The following is a 17,449-nucleotide window of genomic DNA, read 5'->3' as shown; positions in this document are numbered from 1 at the left end:
CCCTATCGGGAATTTCTAAACTGACGAACTAAACTGGAGAAGCTGTGGGAACGCAACAGGGAAATCAAACCACTGAAAGATTTCTTCCAGTTCGCCTGCTTTTTCTTGGCTCGATATTCCTGCATAAAACTTTCAAAGGCGGTCTTGAAAGATACTTCGTCCCATTCCTTATCCAAATACTTATCGTACATGCAATAAAGGAAACTGTCATATATCTGACAGCCTTTCATTCCGCTTAAACCGAAATCATTCTGCTTCAGCATGGTGTAATACTTGAAGGCCACATCTACAGAGAACGTGGAAATTTCATTTACCACATTTTTCACCACAAAATTCTTCCAGGATTTTTCAACAGCCTTCAGCTCATCAGCCCTCATGGTCTTCTGTAAAAGACCAAAGGTGTTCAAGGTGCAGGGATAGGCTATATCCGGAGAAATGGACGTAATGGAAGTCCCTGTATTGATGCGATAATGAATAAACATCTTATCGCATACGACCATCCGTTTGGCACGAACATTCGCCATGGTCGAAAAGAAGCAGTCGTTCATGCGAGCCTGTTCCTGAAACCGCAAGCCTTCCGCTTTAATGAAAGAAGCCTTATACAGTTTATCCCAGGCAGCGGTTCTGCAAAACTGGAACAAATCCTCGGCAATATCCTTGCCAGAAAAAACCGTTCCCTTGGGCACAAGACGTTCCTTCAGGGAAAACGACTTTGTGGATTGAACACCTGTTTTCTGGTCAAATGTGGCAGCCTTGCAGAACACAATGTCAGCATCATCTTTTTTTGCCGCAGTCACCATCGTTTCCAGCATATTCAATTCAAACCAGTCATCTGCATCCAAAAATGAAAGGTATTCACCTGTAGTCACCGCAAGTCCTGTGTTACGGGCATGACCTGCATTAGACGCCTCCTGTGAAACAACCTTTATGCGAGAATCGCGGGAAGCGTAATCTTCGAGAATGGCAAGAGATCCATCTGTGCTACCATCATTAACGCAAATTATCTCTAAGTCTTTCAAGGTCTGATTGACAACAGTATCCAAGCACTCCTTTAGATACTTTTCACCATTATGAACAGGGATAACAACGGAAACAATTGCGTTCATATCACACCTTCTTAAAAAGGCTCTTTATCTTTTTGCAGATTTTCTTTCTAAAGATGTAGGACTTCAAAATCATACGTACAACAAAAATTTGAACGGAACTCACACCAGCATAATTCTTATAATAATAAGATTCCGATTCAAATCGGAGCATCAGCCTCTTAGAAAAATCATAATTTTTATTTATGATTTCAGAGTGATTATGAAGAAGGTGTACCGCCGGCACATAGTGGGTTACATACCCCCTGTCATGAAGTTTCCTTGAAAGAATTAATTCCTCGGCAAATAGAAATGTATTGGGATCAAAACAGCCAACTTCTTCAAAGATTCTACGGGGAATCAGGAAAAAAGCGCCCATGACTCGGAAAACCGGATTTTGAACAAAATTTTCTTGCAAGTCACCCGAAGTCAACTTTTTAGGCAAAAAGCGAGCCAAGGGATAGCAAAGATTGTCCAACCCCCAACGTAAAAAGAAATTCTTTTCAAAATAAGGGTTCTGCGGACGTCCATCCTTACCGACAATGGACGGGCCGACGATAGCCACATTCGGCTTTTCGGTCTCGGTAATCAGGGTGTCAACCGAAAGAGTATCATCAAGGACAAGCAAGTCATTATTTGTAAAAATCAGATAATCGCTTCCCAGGAACTCGCCTGCAATTTTCGCGCCGGCATTATTTCCCTTTCCATATCCCGCATTGCTAGTATTCTTCCACAAAAGCAGACGGTAGCCATCCACATTCTTTTCTTCCAGAACAGATCCATCATATTCTGTTATCGAAATAGTGGAATAGGCGCTAGACAGTTTCACGAAATTGCCATCGTCAACGCTATTATCAACGACAACAAAAGAAATTTCCGCAGGAGACTTCTTACACTTTTTTATATAGTGAGCAATGCAATTGAGCGTCGCCTCACCAGACTTGTAATCTACAAAGATAAAAGTCAGCATGAAGTTTCTCCGTAAAGTTCAAGCCATTCCTTCTTATGGGATTCCCAGGAATTTCTGGCCATGTACTGCACAGCAAGCGATTCCTTTTCGCCAATCTTACCGCTAACAAAATCAGAATACGCCTCGGCCATCTTTTCAGCAAGAATTTCCACATGTTCGCTTTCGGATTCGTAGTGATAGCCATACAGACAATCAGACTGTTTCAAAATATCCTTGACACATGCAATATCAGGGCAGATCAAAGTTTTCCCAAGAGAGAAAGCCAGCGGAATCGTTCCTGAATTCAGAGAAGAACGATAGCTGTAGGGCACAGTCATAACGCACGCCGACTTTACATAGGCAGACAATTCATCATCCGGAATAAAACCAGGATTAAAGACAATGCGTTTACAGTTTCCAATCAAATTACGTATATCGGCTTCATAGGAAGCAGGTTCCACCTTTCCGCAAATCAAAAGAACAGGCAATTCCACATTCTCGTTTTCACCGAATGCTTTCATAAAAGCCTTCACCAGCACCTCTATATTCTTGTAAGGCTGGATAGCCCCCGAGAACAGCATAATCGGAGAACGTTCATCAATCCCAAACTTCTTGCGAACATCAAGATCGCTTTCAGGGTAAGACCCGTAATAATCTCCATGAGGAACAAGCTTAACCTTCCCTGCATATTTTTCAAGATGGGCAATAGTCAGAGTGTCTTCGCACATCACATGAATAACACTTGAAAAACGGGCCAGCAGCTTAAAGAGAATCTTGTTGTAAAAAGGAGTCTTTACATGAGAAACGATATTGTGAATCGTCCAGACAATACGTTTATTCTTCTGTTTCAGAGCAAGTAAAAAATAGAGTCTCTTTAAAAAGGAGAAAAAAGTCTTACTCTGATCAAACCAGTTGATGTGATAAACATCCGATTCAAACAAATTCCCAGAGCCTTCTTTCTTCATTTCTTTGTAGCTCACACATTGAAAATTGCCCGAAGACTCCAGCAACTTCGCCAGATTAAACAGGAAATGATTTGTTCTTTTTTGACATGACGGATAGAAACAAACTTTTTTCATATCGTACCTCAAAAAAGATGAAGAACTTTCGTGGGAATATATTCAACAAAGAAACGGATAACACCGTAATAGAAAGCCTTAGCCTTCATTCCTGCACGCTGGTGACGTCGGAATGCGTCTTTTACCAAAGTTGCATGATAGGCCCAATTTTCCTTGAAGCTCAGTTCATCGTAGAGGGACTGATGCTTATTCCGGATGTATGAAGTATTTTCTGACCAGTTCAGCACGTTATTAGAAACGCGAGCCTTGACATTCACCTCATCTAGACAAACCACAAGGGCTTCCGGCACAAAATGAAATTCAGCCACCTGTGCCAAACGGATGCACAGTTCATACTCCTGCCAAAAAGTCAAACGTTCATCAAAATTTCCAACTTTTTCAAGCAAATTTCTAGGGAAGAAAAGGCATGAAGTGGAAGTCACGTAAGTGGTACGGATTAGGCGAGACAAGTTCCCAGAAAATTTCTGTGGAGGAATGACGGTATGAAGAGTTTCACCTTCACTTGAAACTTTTTTGAAAGTTCTTCCACAAAAAATGACGGAGCCCGGATGTTGATCGTGGAGAGCTAACTGTTTTTCAAGCTTATTAGGAAGCCACTCATCATCATCATCAAGAAATGCAATAAACTTACCTGTGGCCCGAGCAATACCCTGATTACGGGCATAATTTCCACCTCGTGAATCCTTGGCATCAATGCGAACGTAAACAATGCGAGGATCTACGGCATAAATTTTCTGGGTATCATCAGTAGAGGCGTCATCCACAACGATACATTCCAAATCCCCCGTAGTCTGCGACAGGGCGCTCTGAATTGCCTTTTCTAAAAGTTGACAACGATTTTTTGTCGTAATGACAACAGAAAACTTATTCACTTACAGCCTCCTCTTCAGTAATCTTCTGAGATTCACCGCTTAAACTTTCTTCCCGCATTTCGTCATCTTCTTCAACACGGCATGCGCCCATACAATACCCCATCAGCATGTAGGCAAATACGTTATTGCCGCCAATCTCACCAGACATACAGGCAGACACAAAAAAGACTACCGTAACCAGCATACCTCCCTGTCCATAGTCAAAACGTCGTCGTCTAAAGAAATAGAAGAACGCGAACAGGAACAGCAGAAAATAGGATGAGATTCCACAAAGGCCGTAGTCAATGAGTTGGAAGAAAATCACCGATTCCAGGCCACCAATTTCCTTATCGGTAACGCGGTCATTATAGGCGTCGCGCTCCATCACCGTCTTACTTGTATAACGAACCCCATTTCCATAAATGGGACTGTTCATGAAATGAACATAAGAAAACAGAAGTTGTTCCTGTCTCATCGATATGGAACTACCTTGTCCCTCGACAGAAAATTCTTCAACAAATTTATGTGCAAAATTTGCCACTGCAAACGCAAGCACAACAACGGCAAGGAACTTAATCTTAACATTGACCTTACCTAAGAAGAACAGCAGCAAACCAAGTAAAGAACAAGCAAGAGCCGTTCTTGATCCGGAAAGGCACACTAACAGGAACAGGGCACCCCATACAAACCACACCTTGTTGCGAGGCCACGGAATTCTTTTCATGCAACAGGTAAACATCATCAAGGCACAGCTCATCATACAGCCAAACGCAGAGGGATGAATCGTCGTCACGAATATTCTGTTTCGATAGCTTCTTGAAGCAGAAACGGCACTGTTCAAATCATAAAAGCCATCATAATTCGGGAACGCCTTACAAATCAGGGGGAAGATATAATTCGTACGCAGCACAAACTCGATTACACCCAGCACACATATGACAGCTACAGGATAGAACCACTTTTCCTCAATCTTTATTTCCTTAAAATACAAGCCACCCATATAGGCAACAATAAGGTAGGCATAGCTCTCCATGAAATAGCGGAATGCATTATAAAGGCCCTTCGAACCGTCCCCATTCAATACAGCAGTTCCTGCTAGAGACATCATCAACAAAAACAGAGGGATACGCAAGGGATGTTTGATGACACCATCAACCAGAGCAGAGCTATTCCTTAAAACAGCCAAGCCAAAGAAACCGTAGAGGAAAGCCTGTTGGGGAGAAATCTGAGGGCTTTGGGTAAAGCTGACGCATTGCGGAAAAAGGATAACGCTTGCAAGAATCCAAGGATAACTCTGATTCTTATTCCCAAGAATCATCATTGCAAACAAAGCAAAGAACGCCAGCAGAACCGCAACACTAATCATATTTTAACTCAACAAATCCTGGTAGCCTCTTTCCAAGCAACCCTTCACAACATCACCTGTAAAATGAGTGCTGGCACGTTCCCAACCCGCCTTTCCCATCTTCAGTCGCAAGGCCTTATCATTAACGATAGTCTCCAAAGCCTTCGTCAGGGCAAGAATGTCTCCGGGTTCACAAAGAATTCCGCAAACTCCATCTTCAACCACTTCTGCAGTTCCACCAACGAAGGTCGAAATCACAGGCAAACCAAAGCCGAGTGCTTCAACCAAACTCATACTAAAGCGTTCTGCATAGGAAGGAAGCACAAGCAAATCATACTTGGGCAACTGTCTGATATAATCCCCATGTTTCATCCAGGGCGACACGCTGATCAGACTTGATTTCGAGGACTTTTCAACACATTCACGAACCTTGTCCACTTCACCATCGCCAAAAAGGAACAACTCCACAGGCACAGAAAAAGAAGACTTATCAAAGGCTTCAATCAAATCATACACGCCCTTACGATTTCCGAATCTTCCTGAAAAAATCACCTTCACAGGATTTTCATGCAAAGAAAGATCCTCCGGAGCACCGGCAATACTTTCGCCAGGATTCGGGATTACCACGAAATTTTCGGAAGAAGGAGACACCGATCTAACAATATCCTTCATTTCCGAAGAGAGAATGAAAATCTTTTCGGAATGAACGAAATAATCCTTCAACATTAGCTTTACAATTGAAGGCGCTCCATTGCAGAATTTATCAAACAGGCTTCCGTGAATGTGACAAACGTACTTTCGACCGCGAAGACGGAGGCAGCGGCTAATCAAATACTTGCGAAAGAAACTTCCATAACTAGAAGTGTGAATCTGAAAGAAATCAAACTGGCTCGGCGGGCAAATAAGAAGACGCAAGCAAAGCAAAAAAAGAACCGGAAGAGACTTCACAAAGGAGCCATTGTAGCTAGCAATAAAATTGCCCTCAGGCAATTTAAAAAGCTTCTTATAACTCACAAGAACAGAACTGATTCCACCCTGAACATAAAGAGCCGGCCCAATATGACAAATTTTTTCAATCATGAAAGCACCTTAATCTTCGTTTCAAAACTTGAATTTCCAGAACACTTCTTTTGTGCGTACAGCACCTTGCAAGGGACCTTTTCCCCAAAGTGTTCAGAATACCACCCCATCACAGGAGATTCTTCGCCAGACACAATACGATATTCCAGCGACGGATCCGTAGTGATTTGCACCTGACGAGCCCCGGCAACAGAGATTACAAAGACGCCCTTGGAAGTTTCAACCACCTGCGCACAAGGACTTAAATGGAAGGGTATTTCCGCATCATGAGATCCGTCAGACTTTAAAGAGTCCGTGATTATAAATTCTTCCTGGTCCCGCAAGAATTCGACCTTTCGAGAATGACAGACGCCAAGCTTATCATAACCACTGTGGGTTGCAACAACAGAATCATTTTCAACCTGCAAGGCTCTGCACTTAAAATGATTCAACCACATGGTAGGTCCGGCCTGAGTGGCCTGATCCATAAAATCAACGCGGACTGTATTATGGGCAACAGTTCCCATAAAGTATTTACGCCAAACCTTGTGAGTATGATAAGTAAACGTACCCGAATCCACAACAACAGGGAAACCGTCCACATGCAAGATAATGCTCAATGCATCGGCATGACCATGTGCAGCGATACTCAAGAAGCCCAAAGGAGCCGCATCAAAATGGAGAAATGTTTCCCTTCCTCCAGCCATCTTTCTAAAAATGTAATGACCGCTTTCTGTCAGGAACACATTCTTGTCAGGATTATCGCCGTCGGCGTTCAAAGCGTCAAAAGCAGCCTTTCCCTGATTGTCAAAAATCAATTGGTTCTTATCATCCCAACTCAAGTCGGAACGTTTTAGGGAAGCATCAGCAAAATAGGTTGCAAAAGATGTCAGCAGCGATCTAAAGTTATTGAAATGACCACCAGCATCAGGACGCAACAGGAATCCATCATCCCCATCTCCATACATGGGATAATTGTAGTTCACATCCAGCATGGCATTCAAGTAACGAGCCATCTGATGAAGGCGGTCCTTATACGACGACGACAACGGACACCCCGCCTCATCTCCCATCACGGAGGCAAGCAAAAAGAAGTCATCAATAAATTGGATGTACTCGGCAGCCTCTTCTCGATTTACGCCATCGGACACATTCTGCAAGAGAATTTCTCTTTCAAGTCCTGCCTTGGCATAAGCACGATATTTTTCACGTTTTAGAAAATCCCAGCAACATGACGCAATAAAGAGGCCAGCATATTCTGCAACAAGGTGATTATTCGCAGACGAATACAGCGACGGATGCTTCCTTGAAAATTCAATATGCTGGTTCACGAGGGGAAGCCATACTTCACGGACAAATCGTCCGAAGTTTTCGTCAGACTTACAAAGATTTTCAGCATCCAACAACTTCCAGCAATACGCCCAGTTAATTAGACGGATGTTTACCTCGATATTGCTGTACCAGTTTACCCCCCGCAAATAGGGATTCGAATCCATCCACGATGAAACATGATAGACAAATAGATCTAGTAAATCACGATTTCCCGATTCCTTAAAAAGTTTTGCAATACGCGTCAGGAACAGCATGCGGTTAACTTCCCACACATGCTTGGCGCTGCCAAATTCATCGGAACGAATATTAATCTTATGGGCAAACGTTTCAGGGAACGATCTTCCCGACGAAAGATCACGATGCCAGTCTATCGGCTTATAAATATCAACAGCCGATTCAAAGATAGGATACATCAAGTGAGCATTTTCATCAGCAACCAAACGGGGCGGAACTTTCCCCTCTAAATTGCATTCTGCAACGTTTCGTTTAAACAGACGTTTATCAAGAACATGCGTGCGGAATCGCTGACCTACACGATAAAAAACCTCTTCGGGAGAAAAGGTCTTAATGCGTTGAATATACCATACTAATGACATTCTCTTTCAAAGATAGAAAAATAGAACAAGTCGACTAAAAATGGAATAAATAAAAAAACTTGAAAAAAGCCAATTTCCTTATTACATTATACAGATGATGATTGAATTAAAAAACACACTTTCCACAATATCGACAATGCTATTGACGGCATTTATTCTTTCATCGATATCCAACTGTGCAATATTTGCCTCAGACGAGGAAGACTCCTCCGAGGAACAGCGTTTACAGGATCGGGCTCACATTTCCATATCAGAAATTCAAATTCAAAATTTAGATTTTAAAGACGATGCAGGTCAATTACCTAGTTGGATCGAACTATACAACTCAAAAGATTCAACCGTCAGCCTCAAAAACGTCTACTTGACAGATAACATAGCGGAACCCGACAAATGGAAATTTTCCAGCGAGGAAATTCCAGCCAAATCATACAAAATCGTCTTCTGCGATCAAAAAGATTCAAATTTTCATACAAACTGGAATCTAGGCAAAAAGGGCGGCAGTATATATCTGCTAAATTCCAAATTTGACGTATTGGATTCAGTCACCTACCCTCAGTTGACAAACGGAATCAGTTACGGGAAAAACAATGACGGGATCTGGGGATACTTCTCAAAAGCCACCCCAGAAAACGCAAACGTAGATTCAAACTGGTATTCGGAAATAGCCAAAACCATAAATCTAAATACAAAATCCGGATTCTACAAAGATCCTTTTATCCTGCAGGCACCGACGCCATCCGACAAGGAAACCATCCGCTGCACACAGGACGGATCTGTACCCAGCAAAAATTCCCCCATTTTCAGTAAGAGTCTCCTCATCGAAAAAAACACCATCTTGCGTTGCGCCGGTTTTAAAAACGGAGCACTTACCATAAACACGACAACCAGATCCTACTTTGTCGGCGAAAAAATAAAGATGCCAGTAATCTCCGTTAGCGTAGACCCCATCTTTTTCAAGGAATCCTACTATTACGACAATCACTCATGTTCTGACCCCAACGCGGATGCCGGATATCTCAATGAAACGGAATACCCCGTCCACGTCGAATATTTCGCAAAAGGAAGTTCATCCAAGAAAGTCAGTTTTGAAATTGATGCAGGAATTTCCATTGCAGGAGGCTGCACCCGATACTACCCAAAGAAATCCGTCAACATCAAAATGAGAAAAGTCTATCAAGACGGCAAACTCACCTACACGCTTTTCGACACTCGCCCCAACAACAATAAATTCAAATCTTTCCGTCTTAGAAATCTCGGCAATCGATTCTACAAGGATTATGTAGGAGACGCCGCATTCACAAGCCTTCTGGAAGGGACAACCATAGATTACCAGCGTTCACACCCCGTAGTAGTTTTCTATAACGGCGAATACTACGGAATCCACAACATACGCGAAATATTAAACGCTGATTATATAGAGACCAACTACGGAATCAACTCAAAAACCGTAACCGTCGTAGAACATCACCGCGAAAATTTCAGCGGAAAATCAATTAAAAAATACGTTGATTTCATCAGGTACATCGCCAATTCCGATTTTTCAAGGCAAGACGAATACGACACCCTGCAAACAAAATTGGACATAATAAACTTTACGAACTACATGGCTTTTGAAATTTACAGCCTCAACGACGATTGGCCAACAAATAACGTTCGTGCCTGGAAATCAGATTCCACACGTTGGAAATACATGGCATTCGACATAGATCATGGTTTTAACCTTGATTCCTATGAATGGCAAAAAAGCAACCAGAACATATTCGACTGGATCCGAGACCGTTCAACCCCATGGTCATTTGCCAAGGTTTACACTCAACTCATTCAAAATGATGACTTCAAGAGAGCCTTCATCAATCATTCCGCCATTCTGTTTAGTCACTATCTAACCGCCGAAAAAGTTTCCAATGCTGTTAAGACGATTCTAGCCCAAATTGACTCCGACGAAATGGACCGTGACATGGAACGATTCCCTCGCTCCGTTTCTAAAGACGGCGAGGACATCATAAAATGGGCCGTAGAACGCGACAAATCCGTCATAGAAGATTACAGAAAAGAATTCAACCTAGGCAAGACCACACCTATTTCTTTCGAAGCCAAGGGAGCTGGCTACATAACCATCGACGGAATGCGGCTTCCAGAAAATCATTCAAAAACATTTAGTGGAACATTCTTTAGAGGAAACAAACTCCTAATAGAGGCCATCCCCGAAAGCGGGCACAACTTTACCCAATGGGACGACGGCGTTACAGAAAATCCGCGCCTAGTTTCCCCAGAAAAGAAGTCTTCCTATACAGCAAACTTTAAATAAAAAAAGCCCTCAAAGTGAGGGCTAATTTTACTGTTAAACCTTCAGCAGCTTCTTATAGGCCCCGATCAGCTTCGGGCGTTCATATTCCCAGCTTAACTCGCTTTCGACACGCTTGCGGCCAAAGCGGCCCATTTCTGCAGCCTTTTCGGGATTTTCAAGCAACCAGAGAATCTTTTCTGCAAAATCTTCCGTGCTAGTATTCTCTGCATAAAGAGAAGCTTCCTGAGCGCTGAACTTACCTTCCTTCAAGGTGAACTGCACAATCGGCTTTCCAAACGCCATGTACTCCATAATTTTATTCATGGTAGACTTGTCGTTCATTTCAGAGGGCAGGTCCGGATTCACACACACATCCGCAGTATTCAACACATCGGCCAGATGCTCGTCCGACACGCGACCCGGGAATTCCACATAATCAGAAAGACCCATGGACTGATTCATCTGACGGAGTTCTTCAAGAGAAGGACCGCCGCCCATAATGCAGAAACGGATATCCTTGCGACCTTTCTTATTTACGATATAGTCGACAGACTGGAGCAGCAGATCAATACCTTCCTGCTTTCCCATAACGCCAATATAACCAACGAGATGCTTAAACCCCTGCTTCACTTCAGGCTTGGCCGGGCCCACTTTCAGCTTCTGGATATTGGGACCGCTACGGACAACCGTCACATCTTCTTCCCGCTTTTTACCACGACGGATGGCAATTTCCTTGTAGGATTCATTAGTGACGATAGCGTGTTTAGCAAAATGGTACGTCAAACGTTCTACCAGGAGCATAGCCTGGTAACCCAAGCCCTTCTTACCGAACTTGGCAATCCACAGTTCCGGATTGATGTCATGATGATCAAAGAGGAACTTGCAGCGGGTCAATGCATAAAACGGGAATGCCGCAATGAAAATCAAGTCAGGAGGATTGCAGGCATGGATTACATCCTGCACGCCCTGCTTCCGGAACACCTTCAAGAGCAGTCTAAATTCATGAAAGAGAGCACAGAAATATTCCTTGAAATAATCCAAGGTTCTGTTTGCTTCAGGAAGCGGATGACGATAAATCTTGATACCGTCGAGTTCTTCGTACGCCAAGGGATACTTCTTTGTCTGGGGACAAATCACAGTAACTTCGGCACCAGCATCATGAAGCGACGTTGCTTCCTGCCAGACGCGCCTATCAAAAGGAACCGGCAAGTTTTCAACAACGATACAGACTTTCTTTCCGCACAACTCAGACATAAAATACTACCAGCAGAAGCCCTCATAATTGGGCAAGCATTCTACAGAAGAATCCTTCACACGATCCAGATCGAAGAAACGTACGTTCGTGTACTTACGGATCATCGCAGGAATATCGGGATTACGCACGGTCACAATCACCAGGGAACTGCACTTCACCACATCCTCGGTGCAGCCCTTCAAAAGGGGCAGCAAATGAGGAATTCGAGAATTCAAATCCTTAAGGTTCGTTTCTTTTTCCAGAGCCAGGTTCAGGAATCTGTCAAAGATACGGACATTGTAACCGGACTTCATCAGAGCCTCGACCATACGAGTCGAAGCAGAATTTCTCAAATCGTCAGTGCCGGCCTTAAAGGTCAATCCAATAACGCCCACATCCTTGCATCCAGAATTCTTGACCAGTTCAACAACTCTATCGATGTGAGCATCGTTACTCTTTTCAATGGAGTCAAGGACAGGTACACTGACATCATTATTTTCAGCAAGGAACTTCAAACCCTTAAGATCCTTAGGCAAGCAAGAGCCACCATAGGCAAAACCGGGCTTGAAATAGTACGGAGAGATATTCAGCTGAGTATCCTTGCAGAACAAGTTCATCACCTGATGGCTATCGATTCCCAGAGACTTACAAATTGCGCCAACCTCGTTACCGAATGTCACCTTGAGGGCATGGTAAGAGTTATTGACAAACTTGATAATCTCAGCAACCTTTTCGGGAACTTCGGCAATTTCACTGCCAAGAGGTTCATACAAGGTACGCAAGGTCTTAACCGCAATCTCGTTCTGAGATCCAATAACGGTAATGGGAGGATTCAGGAAGTCCTTTACTGCAGTCCCTTCACGCAGAAATTCCGGATTGGAAACAACAGCAAAATCCATATTGACCTGCTTGCCGGAAATTTCAGCGATACGTTCTGAAATCATAGCGTTAGTTCCAGGAGGAACCGTACTACGGATAATGACAATATGGAACGAGTCCTTCTTCTTGAGTGCAGAGCCAATACTTTCTGCAGCGGTTATCAAATAAGAAACATCCAGATGTCCATCAGGTGCATTGGGAGTTCCAACGCACAGGAAAGACAAATCCGTATTCAAGACAGCCTCTTCGACAGACTCGGTTGCAGAAATCAACCCAGCCTTGAAGCCTTCTTCCATCAATTCATCAATGTCTCTTTCGACAATGGTCGGAAGACCCTTGGAAACACGGGAAACCTTGTTTGCATCAACATCGCAGCCCACCATCTTGTTGCCCAGTTTCGCCAAGCATGCAATGCCGACGCAACCCACATACCCAAGCCCAAAGACACTAATTGCTGCCATAAAAAATAATCCTTTTTACTCCGCCTTACCCTTACCGATACTCGTCACTTCGAAACCAATCTTGCGAAGAGCATCTGCATCCAAAATATTACGGCCATCAAACACGAAGGCAGGCTTAGCCATGGAACTGTAAATACGGTTCCAATCCAGTTCAGCAAAGCACTTCCATTCAGTGCAGACCACCACCGCATGTGCGCCCTCGGCGGCCTTATACGGATCTTCGTTAAATTCAACCTGATCCAGTACATCCTTCAGGTCACGCTTTGCATCGGGAATAGCCTTCGGATCAGTTACAACCGGCAGTGCATGTTCAGAAAGGAGGTCGCGAACAACCAGGTTTGCGGGACTTTCACGAGTATCACCCGTATTTGCCTTAAAGGCGAAACCGAAGACAGCAATCTTCTTTCCGGCGATGGTGTTGAACATGGTTTCCAGCATACGGTCCACCACGCGATGGGTCTGCCATTCGTTAATCTTTACCACGCTTTCCCAATAGGCAGCCACTTCAGGCAGTCCATAGTAACCGCAAAGGTAAACCAGGTTCAAGATGTCTTTCTTGAAGCAGGAGCCACCGAAACCGATAGAAGCCTTCAGGAACTTAGGACCGATACGCTTGTCCTTGCCCATGACAAAGGCAACTTCATCCACGTCGGCACCGGTACGTTCGCACAGGGCGCTAATGGAGTTGATGGAGCTAATACGCTGAGCCAGGAAGGCGTTTGCAGTAAGTTTTGTCAGTTCAGAGCTCCACAGGTTCGTGGTCAGGATGCGATCACGGGGAACCCAGTGGGCATAGACATCGACCAGCTTCTGGCAAGCGGCCAAGCCGGATTCAGTCTGGTGACTACCGATAAGAACACGGTCCGGTTCAAACAGATCCTGGATGGCGGTACCTTCAGCCAAGAATTCCGGATTAGACAGAACTTCGAAGTGGAGTCCCTTATCATTGGAATTCAGGATGCGTTCCATTGCGGCGGCAGTACGAACCGGCAAAGTGGACTTTTCCACGATAATTTTGCCTTCATCGGCAATTTCAAGAATATTTCGAGCGGTTTTTTCCCAGTACTGGAGGTCAGAAGCCTTTCCGGCGCCATGACCGAACGTCTTGGTCGGAGTATTCACAGACACAAAGATGATGTCCGCTTCCTTAATTGCAGCCGGAATATCGGTACTAAAGAAAAGATTACGGCCACGGGCACGCTTAACGACGTCATCCAGTCCCGGTTCAAAAATCGGGAGGTTTTCGCTATTCCAGGCATCAATGCGGGCCTGGTTAATATCAACGACAGTAACTTTTACATCAGGACACTTGTCGGCAATAACGGTCATGGTGGGACCACCGACGTAGCCCGCACCAATGCAAAGAATCTTTGTAGTAAAACTCATAATACCCTAAATTTAGAAAAAAAACGTTTTGGACACCCAAAGTGCTACCTAAAAGTGGCTGTTAGGGAGGTTATTTCCTCGGGGAGAATTGTTCGGGTAGCGTCCATGACACCATCAGCCCAGCCAGCCCACACACCACCTGACACCGGAGCAGCGGTAAGAGTCACGGGAGTGCCGGCAAAGAACTTGACAGTCATAGAGTTACGATCCAAGGACAACCCATGGACAAGGATGGTTCCATGCCCCTCCACAGATAGGGAAACCTCCGCCACCTCGCCCAGACCGAAGAATTCCTGCAGTTCCGTCACGATTACGGCCTGACGGGTTTTGGCAAAACTCTTAATCTTATCAAATTGACTACTCATGTAAGAGGATTTATGGTTCCAACGATCCTGATCCCTGGAAATTTCCGACTCAATTTCACCCATCATGGACTCGATTCGAGCAAGAATCCTACTGGACTCAAAATTCATGGAAAGGAGAGTTGTCATACGATTTATGAACGCAATTTTAAACGTCTGATTTTTAAGGAGCGTCCTTAAAAGGAACGTAGATTCCGGTCCGTTGGGCCAAGATTTGCCCTCCTCCGTAGTAGTAAAGTCAAAAATATTGCTTTGATCCGTGGAACTGCCACCAAAACCAAAGTCAGTATCGTAAATGAACCATTTCCATTTTGTTGCGGGATTTTCACAGCGCCACTTCTTAAGATTGTTGGCAGGCCAGTCCCTATTATTTGCAAAAATTTCCGTCTGCATGTAATTCATCAAGTTGTCTACATCAATCTGTTCCGAAACATAGGCATAATTTTCATCCAAAGACAAATCATGATCTTCCATCCAGGACATCAAATCGGTGTAGCCAATAGCGGACCCAGCCGATGCGGCATTATCCGCCTTCAGCAAGTCAATTTCATCGGGGTCGTATCCATAATGGGTTTCGAAATAATATTCCGTAGAGCGTTCACGGATGTTGTGAATACCGTAGTACTCGCCATTGTAATAGACGATTGCGCCACGCCCTCTCTGATAGTCAACGCCAAGCCCTTCTGAAATAGAACTGGCCAAACGATCTCGAATATAGTCGTTGTTAAAATTGCTACCATTATTCCTTAACAGGAAAACTTTAAACTTAGTTAAATCCGGGAAATCAGGGAACAAGGGATAGTTCAATCTTTTGTCGCCATACTTTTCTCGGAATGTAATTGCCACGGATTTTTTTTCATTCTGACGACTGTAGTTTCCGAAAATTTTCAGCCCGGCGTTCTTGGCAAAAGCAGGAGCGCCCTGCCCCACTTCAAGTAGTTCAACAAAAACAGGAACTTCCTTGTCTTCCCAATAGTTGGCACCGTAGTGAGGTTCCGCATGTTCGGCATTGGGACCTTCCATGTAGATTCCCGTATCAGGGTCAAACAGGGAATTGGGATCGCTAGTTATAAAGACCGTCGGAACACCGGGCGTCGTTTCAAAAAGGTAAGTTCGGTTCAAGACTTCTCCAGGGAGGGCGCCCGGAATAAAGCTGGCGCAGCGAACTACAGCGGAGTTGTCCACCTTCAACGCCAAAACCAGTTGGCTATTCTCCGTAGGAACGGCTCCACCAAATTCACAGCGCACCATACTTTCCTTCGGGAACGACACTACAAACTCATCCTGGTAAAAACCTGACGGAGGCAAATCAGTCAAAGTATCCAAAGCAGGCGACCTTTCCGAAACCACATCGGAAACTGTCACACCATAAGGCGTCGCATCGGCAAAGCCCCAGCGGCCATCACCCAAAGACCAGGTCTTTTCAACAGGCAGTTTGGGGTACGCCACAGAGTCCATAATTTCCAACGCATTTTTCATCAAGTATAGCGAACCACCTTCGTTCTTGATTTTGAAGGACGTATGAGGTTCATGCCCTCTGTTTCGCGCGATGTAAGAGAAGGCCTTCACGGTCACTTCCTGCTTTTCCTGACTTTCCGGGCTCATCCTAGTTCCATAAATGATGGACAAGTCAGGGTACGTCTTCCCCGTAGGAAGCAAGGCGCGATACACCGTAGAAGAATCCCCCGTTCCCGTAAAGACCAATTCGTAACCTTTCCAGTCATCAAGTCCCGTTTGACCCAAACGGAAGGACACCTTTCGATCCCTGGTGATAAAGGCATGAAGCAAAATCTCATTGGTAGCCGAAATGTCCAGCACATCATTTTCGCCGCTACTCCTCGTCCCCACAAAGGACGAAATGGAAGACCAGCCCAGTTTCTCATTTTCGCCTAGACGCATCCGGGCGCCAAACATCCGTCCATTATTTTCCGTAAAGCACAATTTTTTCTGTCCGTCTAACGGTTCAGAATAGCTTTCTCCCGGGGGATCATTCTGGGCATCTGTCCAACTCCAGCAACCCGTTCCAATCAAGCTGATTGAATCATGAGGAGCAACAAAATCAGGCAAATTTTTCCCGGATAGATAAACCAGCATGAAGGAATCCGGCTGTAGAACCACATCTCCAAAAATCCATTTTTCAGGCTTGTCCAGTGAATTGGTCAAAGCCATTCCCTTTAGATTCACCGGTTCGCTGGAAGAATTATACAGTTCAACCCAACCGGCATCACCACCCTCATGATCATCATAGACCGTATTGATGGGATCCACTTCTGTAAAAATAATCGGGCCGCCCACATAGGAAAACTTCGGGGGTTCCGTAACCGTAGAATCTTCCGATGACGAGCTCATTTCAGATTCAACAACCTGAACACTTTTGGTTTCACCACTCTCGCTGGAACACGCTACAAACACCAAGGTCAGCATTAACACCCAGAATTCAATTACCAAAGAATTTAGGCAAATTTTTTTATAGTCTAACATAAGCATACCCGATTCAAATATATACAGAAATGCCCGCCTAAGGGCGGGACTTGCAATCTATATCAC

At 44.4% G+C, this 17,449-nt stretch carries 12 protein-coding genes; 1 reads left to right on the top strand and 11 read right to left on the bottom strand.

Annotation, left to right across the window (positions count from 1 at the left end):
- Window positions 1-2 precede the first annotated feature (2 nt).
- The 7 genes from MMG03_RS11245 to MMG03_RS11215 all read right to left on the bottom strand — a co-directional run bounded on the left by MMG03_RS11245 (window position 3) and on the right by MMG03_RS11215 (window position 8,293).
- Window positions 3-1,106, bottom strand: coding sequence for a glycosyltransferase (locus MMG03_RS11245; RefSeq protein WP_073157519.1), 1,104 nt, complete (start codon window positions 1,104-1,106; stop codon window positions 3-5).
- A gap of 1 nt (window position 1,107) precedes the next feature.
- The gene (locus MMG03_RS11240; RefSeq protein ID WP_073233280.1) at window positions 1,108-2,052 is read right to left on the bottom strand and encodes a hypothetical protein; all 945 of its coding nucleotides are present in this window, start codon (window positions 2,050-2,052) and stop codon (window positions 1,108-1,110) included.
- On the bottom strand, window positions 2,046-3,011 hold the full coding sequence (locus MMG03_RS11235; RefSeq protein WP_170932341.1) for a glycosyltransferase: 966 nt from the start codon (window positions 3,009-3,011) through the stop codon (window positions 2,046-2,048). Before MMG03_RS11235 ends, MMG03_RS11240 begins: the two co-directional genes overlap by 7 nt.
- Before the next feature lie 107 nt (window positions 3,012-3,118).
- Complete coding sequence (locus tag MMG03_RS11230) at window positions 3,119-3,982, bottom strand: glycosyltransferase family 2 protein (RefSeq protein ID WP_073157527.1); 864 nt, start codon at window positions 3,980-3,982, stop codon at window positions 3,119-3,121.
- Complete coding sequence (locus MMG03_RS11225; RefSeq protein ID WP_073157529.1) at window positions 3,975-5,327, bottom strand: O-antigen ligase family protein; 1,353 nt, start codon at window positions 5,325-5,327, stop codon at window positions 3,975-3,977. The genes MMG03_RS11230 and MMG03_RS11225 overlap by 8 nt, the downstream gene beginning before the upstream one ends.
- 3 nt (window positions 5,328-5,330) lie before the next feature.
- Window positions 5,331-6,386 carry a glycosyltransferase gene (locus MMG03_RS11220; RefSeq protein WP_073157532.1) on the bottom strand — a complete coding sequence of 352 codons (1,056 nt, stop codon included), beginning with the start codon at window positions 6,384-6,386 and terminating at the stop codon, window positions 5,331-5,333.
- Window positions 6,383-8,293: an alginate lyase family protein gene (locus MMG03_RS11215; protein ID WP_249506301.1), complete on the bottom strand. Its 1,911-nt coding sequence runs from the start codon at window positions 8,291-8,293 to the stop codon at window positions 6,383-6,385. The genes MMG03_RS11220 and MMG03_RS11215 overlap by 4 nt, the downstream gene beginning before the upstream one ends.
- A gap of 94 nt (window positions 8,294-8,387) precedes the next feature.
- Here MMG03_RS11215 and MMG03_RS11210 point away from each other — a divergent pair, with 94 nt between their 5' ends.
- Complete coding sequence (locus MMG03_RS11210; RefSeq protein ID WP_249506300.1) at window positions 8,388-10,601, top strand: CotH kinase family protein; 2,214 nt, start codon at window positions 8,388-8,390, stop codon at window positions 10,599-10,601.
- A gap of 33 nt (window positions 10,602-10,634) precedes the next feature.
- On the opposite strand, the gene MMG03_RS11205 is transcribed toward MMG03_RS11210, so the two are convergent.
- The 4 genes from MMG03_RS11205 to MMG03_RS11190 are packed head-to-tail and all read right to left on the bottom strand — an operon-like array spanning window position 10,635 to window position 17,389.
- The gene (locus MMG03_RS11205) at window positions 10,635-11,834 is read right to left on the bottom strand and encodes a glycosyltransferase family 4 protein (RefSeq protein WP_073157541.1); all 1,200 of its coding nucleotides are present in this window, start codon (window positions 11,832-11,834) and stop codon (window positions 10,635-10,637) included.
- Between the two features lie 6 nt (window positions 11,835-11,840).
- Complete coding sequence (locus MMG03_RS11200) at window positions 11,841-13,154, bottom strand: nucleotide sugar dehydrogenase (protein ID WP_073157544.1); 1,314 nt, start codon at window positions 13,152-13,154, stop codon at window positions 11,841-11,843.
- 15 nt (window positions 13,155-13,169) lie between these two features.
- Window positions 13,170-14,540, bottom strand: a complete 1,371-nt coding sequence (locus MMG03_RS11195) for a nucleotide sugar dehydrogenase (RefSeq protein WP_073157546.1) — start codon at window positions 14,538-14,540, stop codon at window positions 13,170-13,172.
- A 44-nt stretch (window positions 14,541-14,584) separates the two neighbouring features.
- The gene (locus MMG03_RS11190; protein WP_249506299.1) at window positions 14,585-17,389 is read right to left on the bottom strand and encodes a CotH kinase family protein; all 2,805 of its coding nucleotides are present in this window, start codon (window positions 17,387-17,389) and stop codon (window positions 14,585-14,587) included.
- Between the last annotated feature and the right edge of the window lie 60 nt (window positions 17,390-17,449).

This window comes from Fibrobacter sp. HC4 (assembly GCF_023373925.1).
Lineage (GTDB): Bacteria > Fibrobacterota > Fibrobacteria > Fibrobacterales > Fibrobacteraceae > Fibrobacter.
The sequence above is the reverse complement of the archived record's forward strand: the minus strand, read 5'-3'. Positions and strand labels throughout refer to the sequence as shown.

Excerpts from the sequence above, each read along its gene's own strand:
- MMG03_RS11210 (WP_249506300.1), top strand. The coding sequence starts at position 8,388 with ATGATGATTGAATTAAAAAACACACTTTCCACAATATCGACAATGCTA.
- MMG03_RS11190 (WP_249506299.1), bottom strand. The coding sequence starts at position 17,389 with ATGCTTATGTTAGACTATAAAAAAATTTGCCTAAATTCTTTGGTAATT.
- MMG03_RS11240 (WP_073233280.1), bottom strand. The coding sequence starts at position 2,052 with ATGCTGACTTTTATCTTTGTAGATTACAAGTCTGGTGAGGCGACGCTC.
- MMG03_RS11205 (WP_073157541.1), bottom strand. The coding sequence starts at position 11,834 with ATGTCTGAGTTGTGCGGAAAGAAAGTCTGTATCGTTGTTGAAAACTTG.
- MMG03_RS11220 (WP_073157532.1), bottom strand. The coding sequence starts at position 6,386 with ATGATTGAAAAAATTTGTCATATTGGGCCGGCTCTTTATGTTCAGGGT.
- MMG03_RS11225 (WP_073157529.1), bottom strand. The coding sequence starts at position 5,327 with ATGATTAGTGTTGCGGTTCTGCTGGCGTTCTTTGCTTTGTTTGCAATG.
- MMG03_RS11195 (WP_073157546.1), bottom strand. The coding sequence starts at position 14,540 with ATGAGTTTTACTACAAAGATTCTTTGCATTGGTGCGGGCTACGTCGGT.
- MMG03_RS11200 (WP_073157544.1), bottom strand. The coding sequence starts at position 13,154 with ATGGCAGCAATTAGTGTCTTTGGGCTTGGGTATGTGGGTTGCGTCGGC.
- MMG03_RS11245 (WP_073157519.1), bottom strand. The coding sequence starts at position 1,106 with ATGAACGCAATTGTTTCCGTTGTTATCCCTGTTCATAATGGTGAAAAG.
- MMG03_RS11215 (WP_249506301.1), bottom strand. The coding sequence starts at position 8,293 with ATGTCATTAGTATGGTATATTCAACGCATTAAGACCTTTTCTCCCGAA.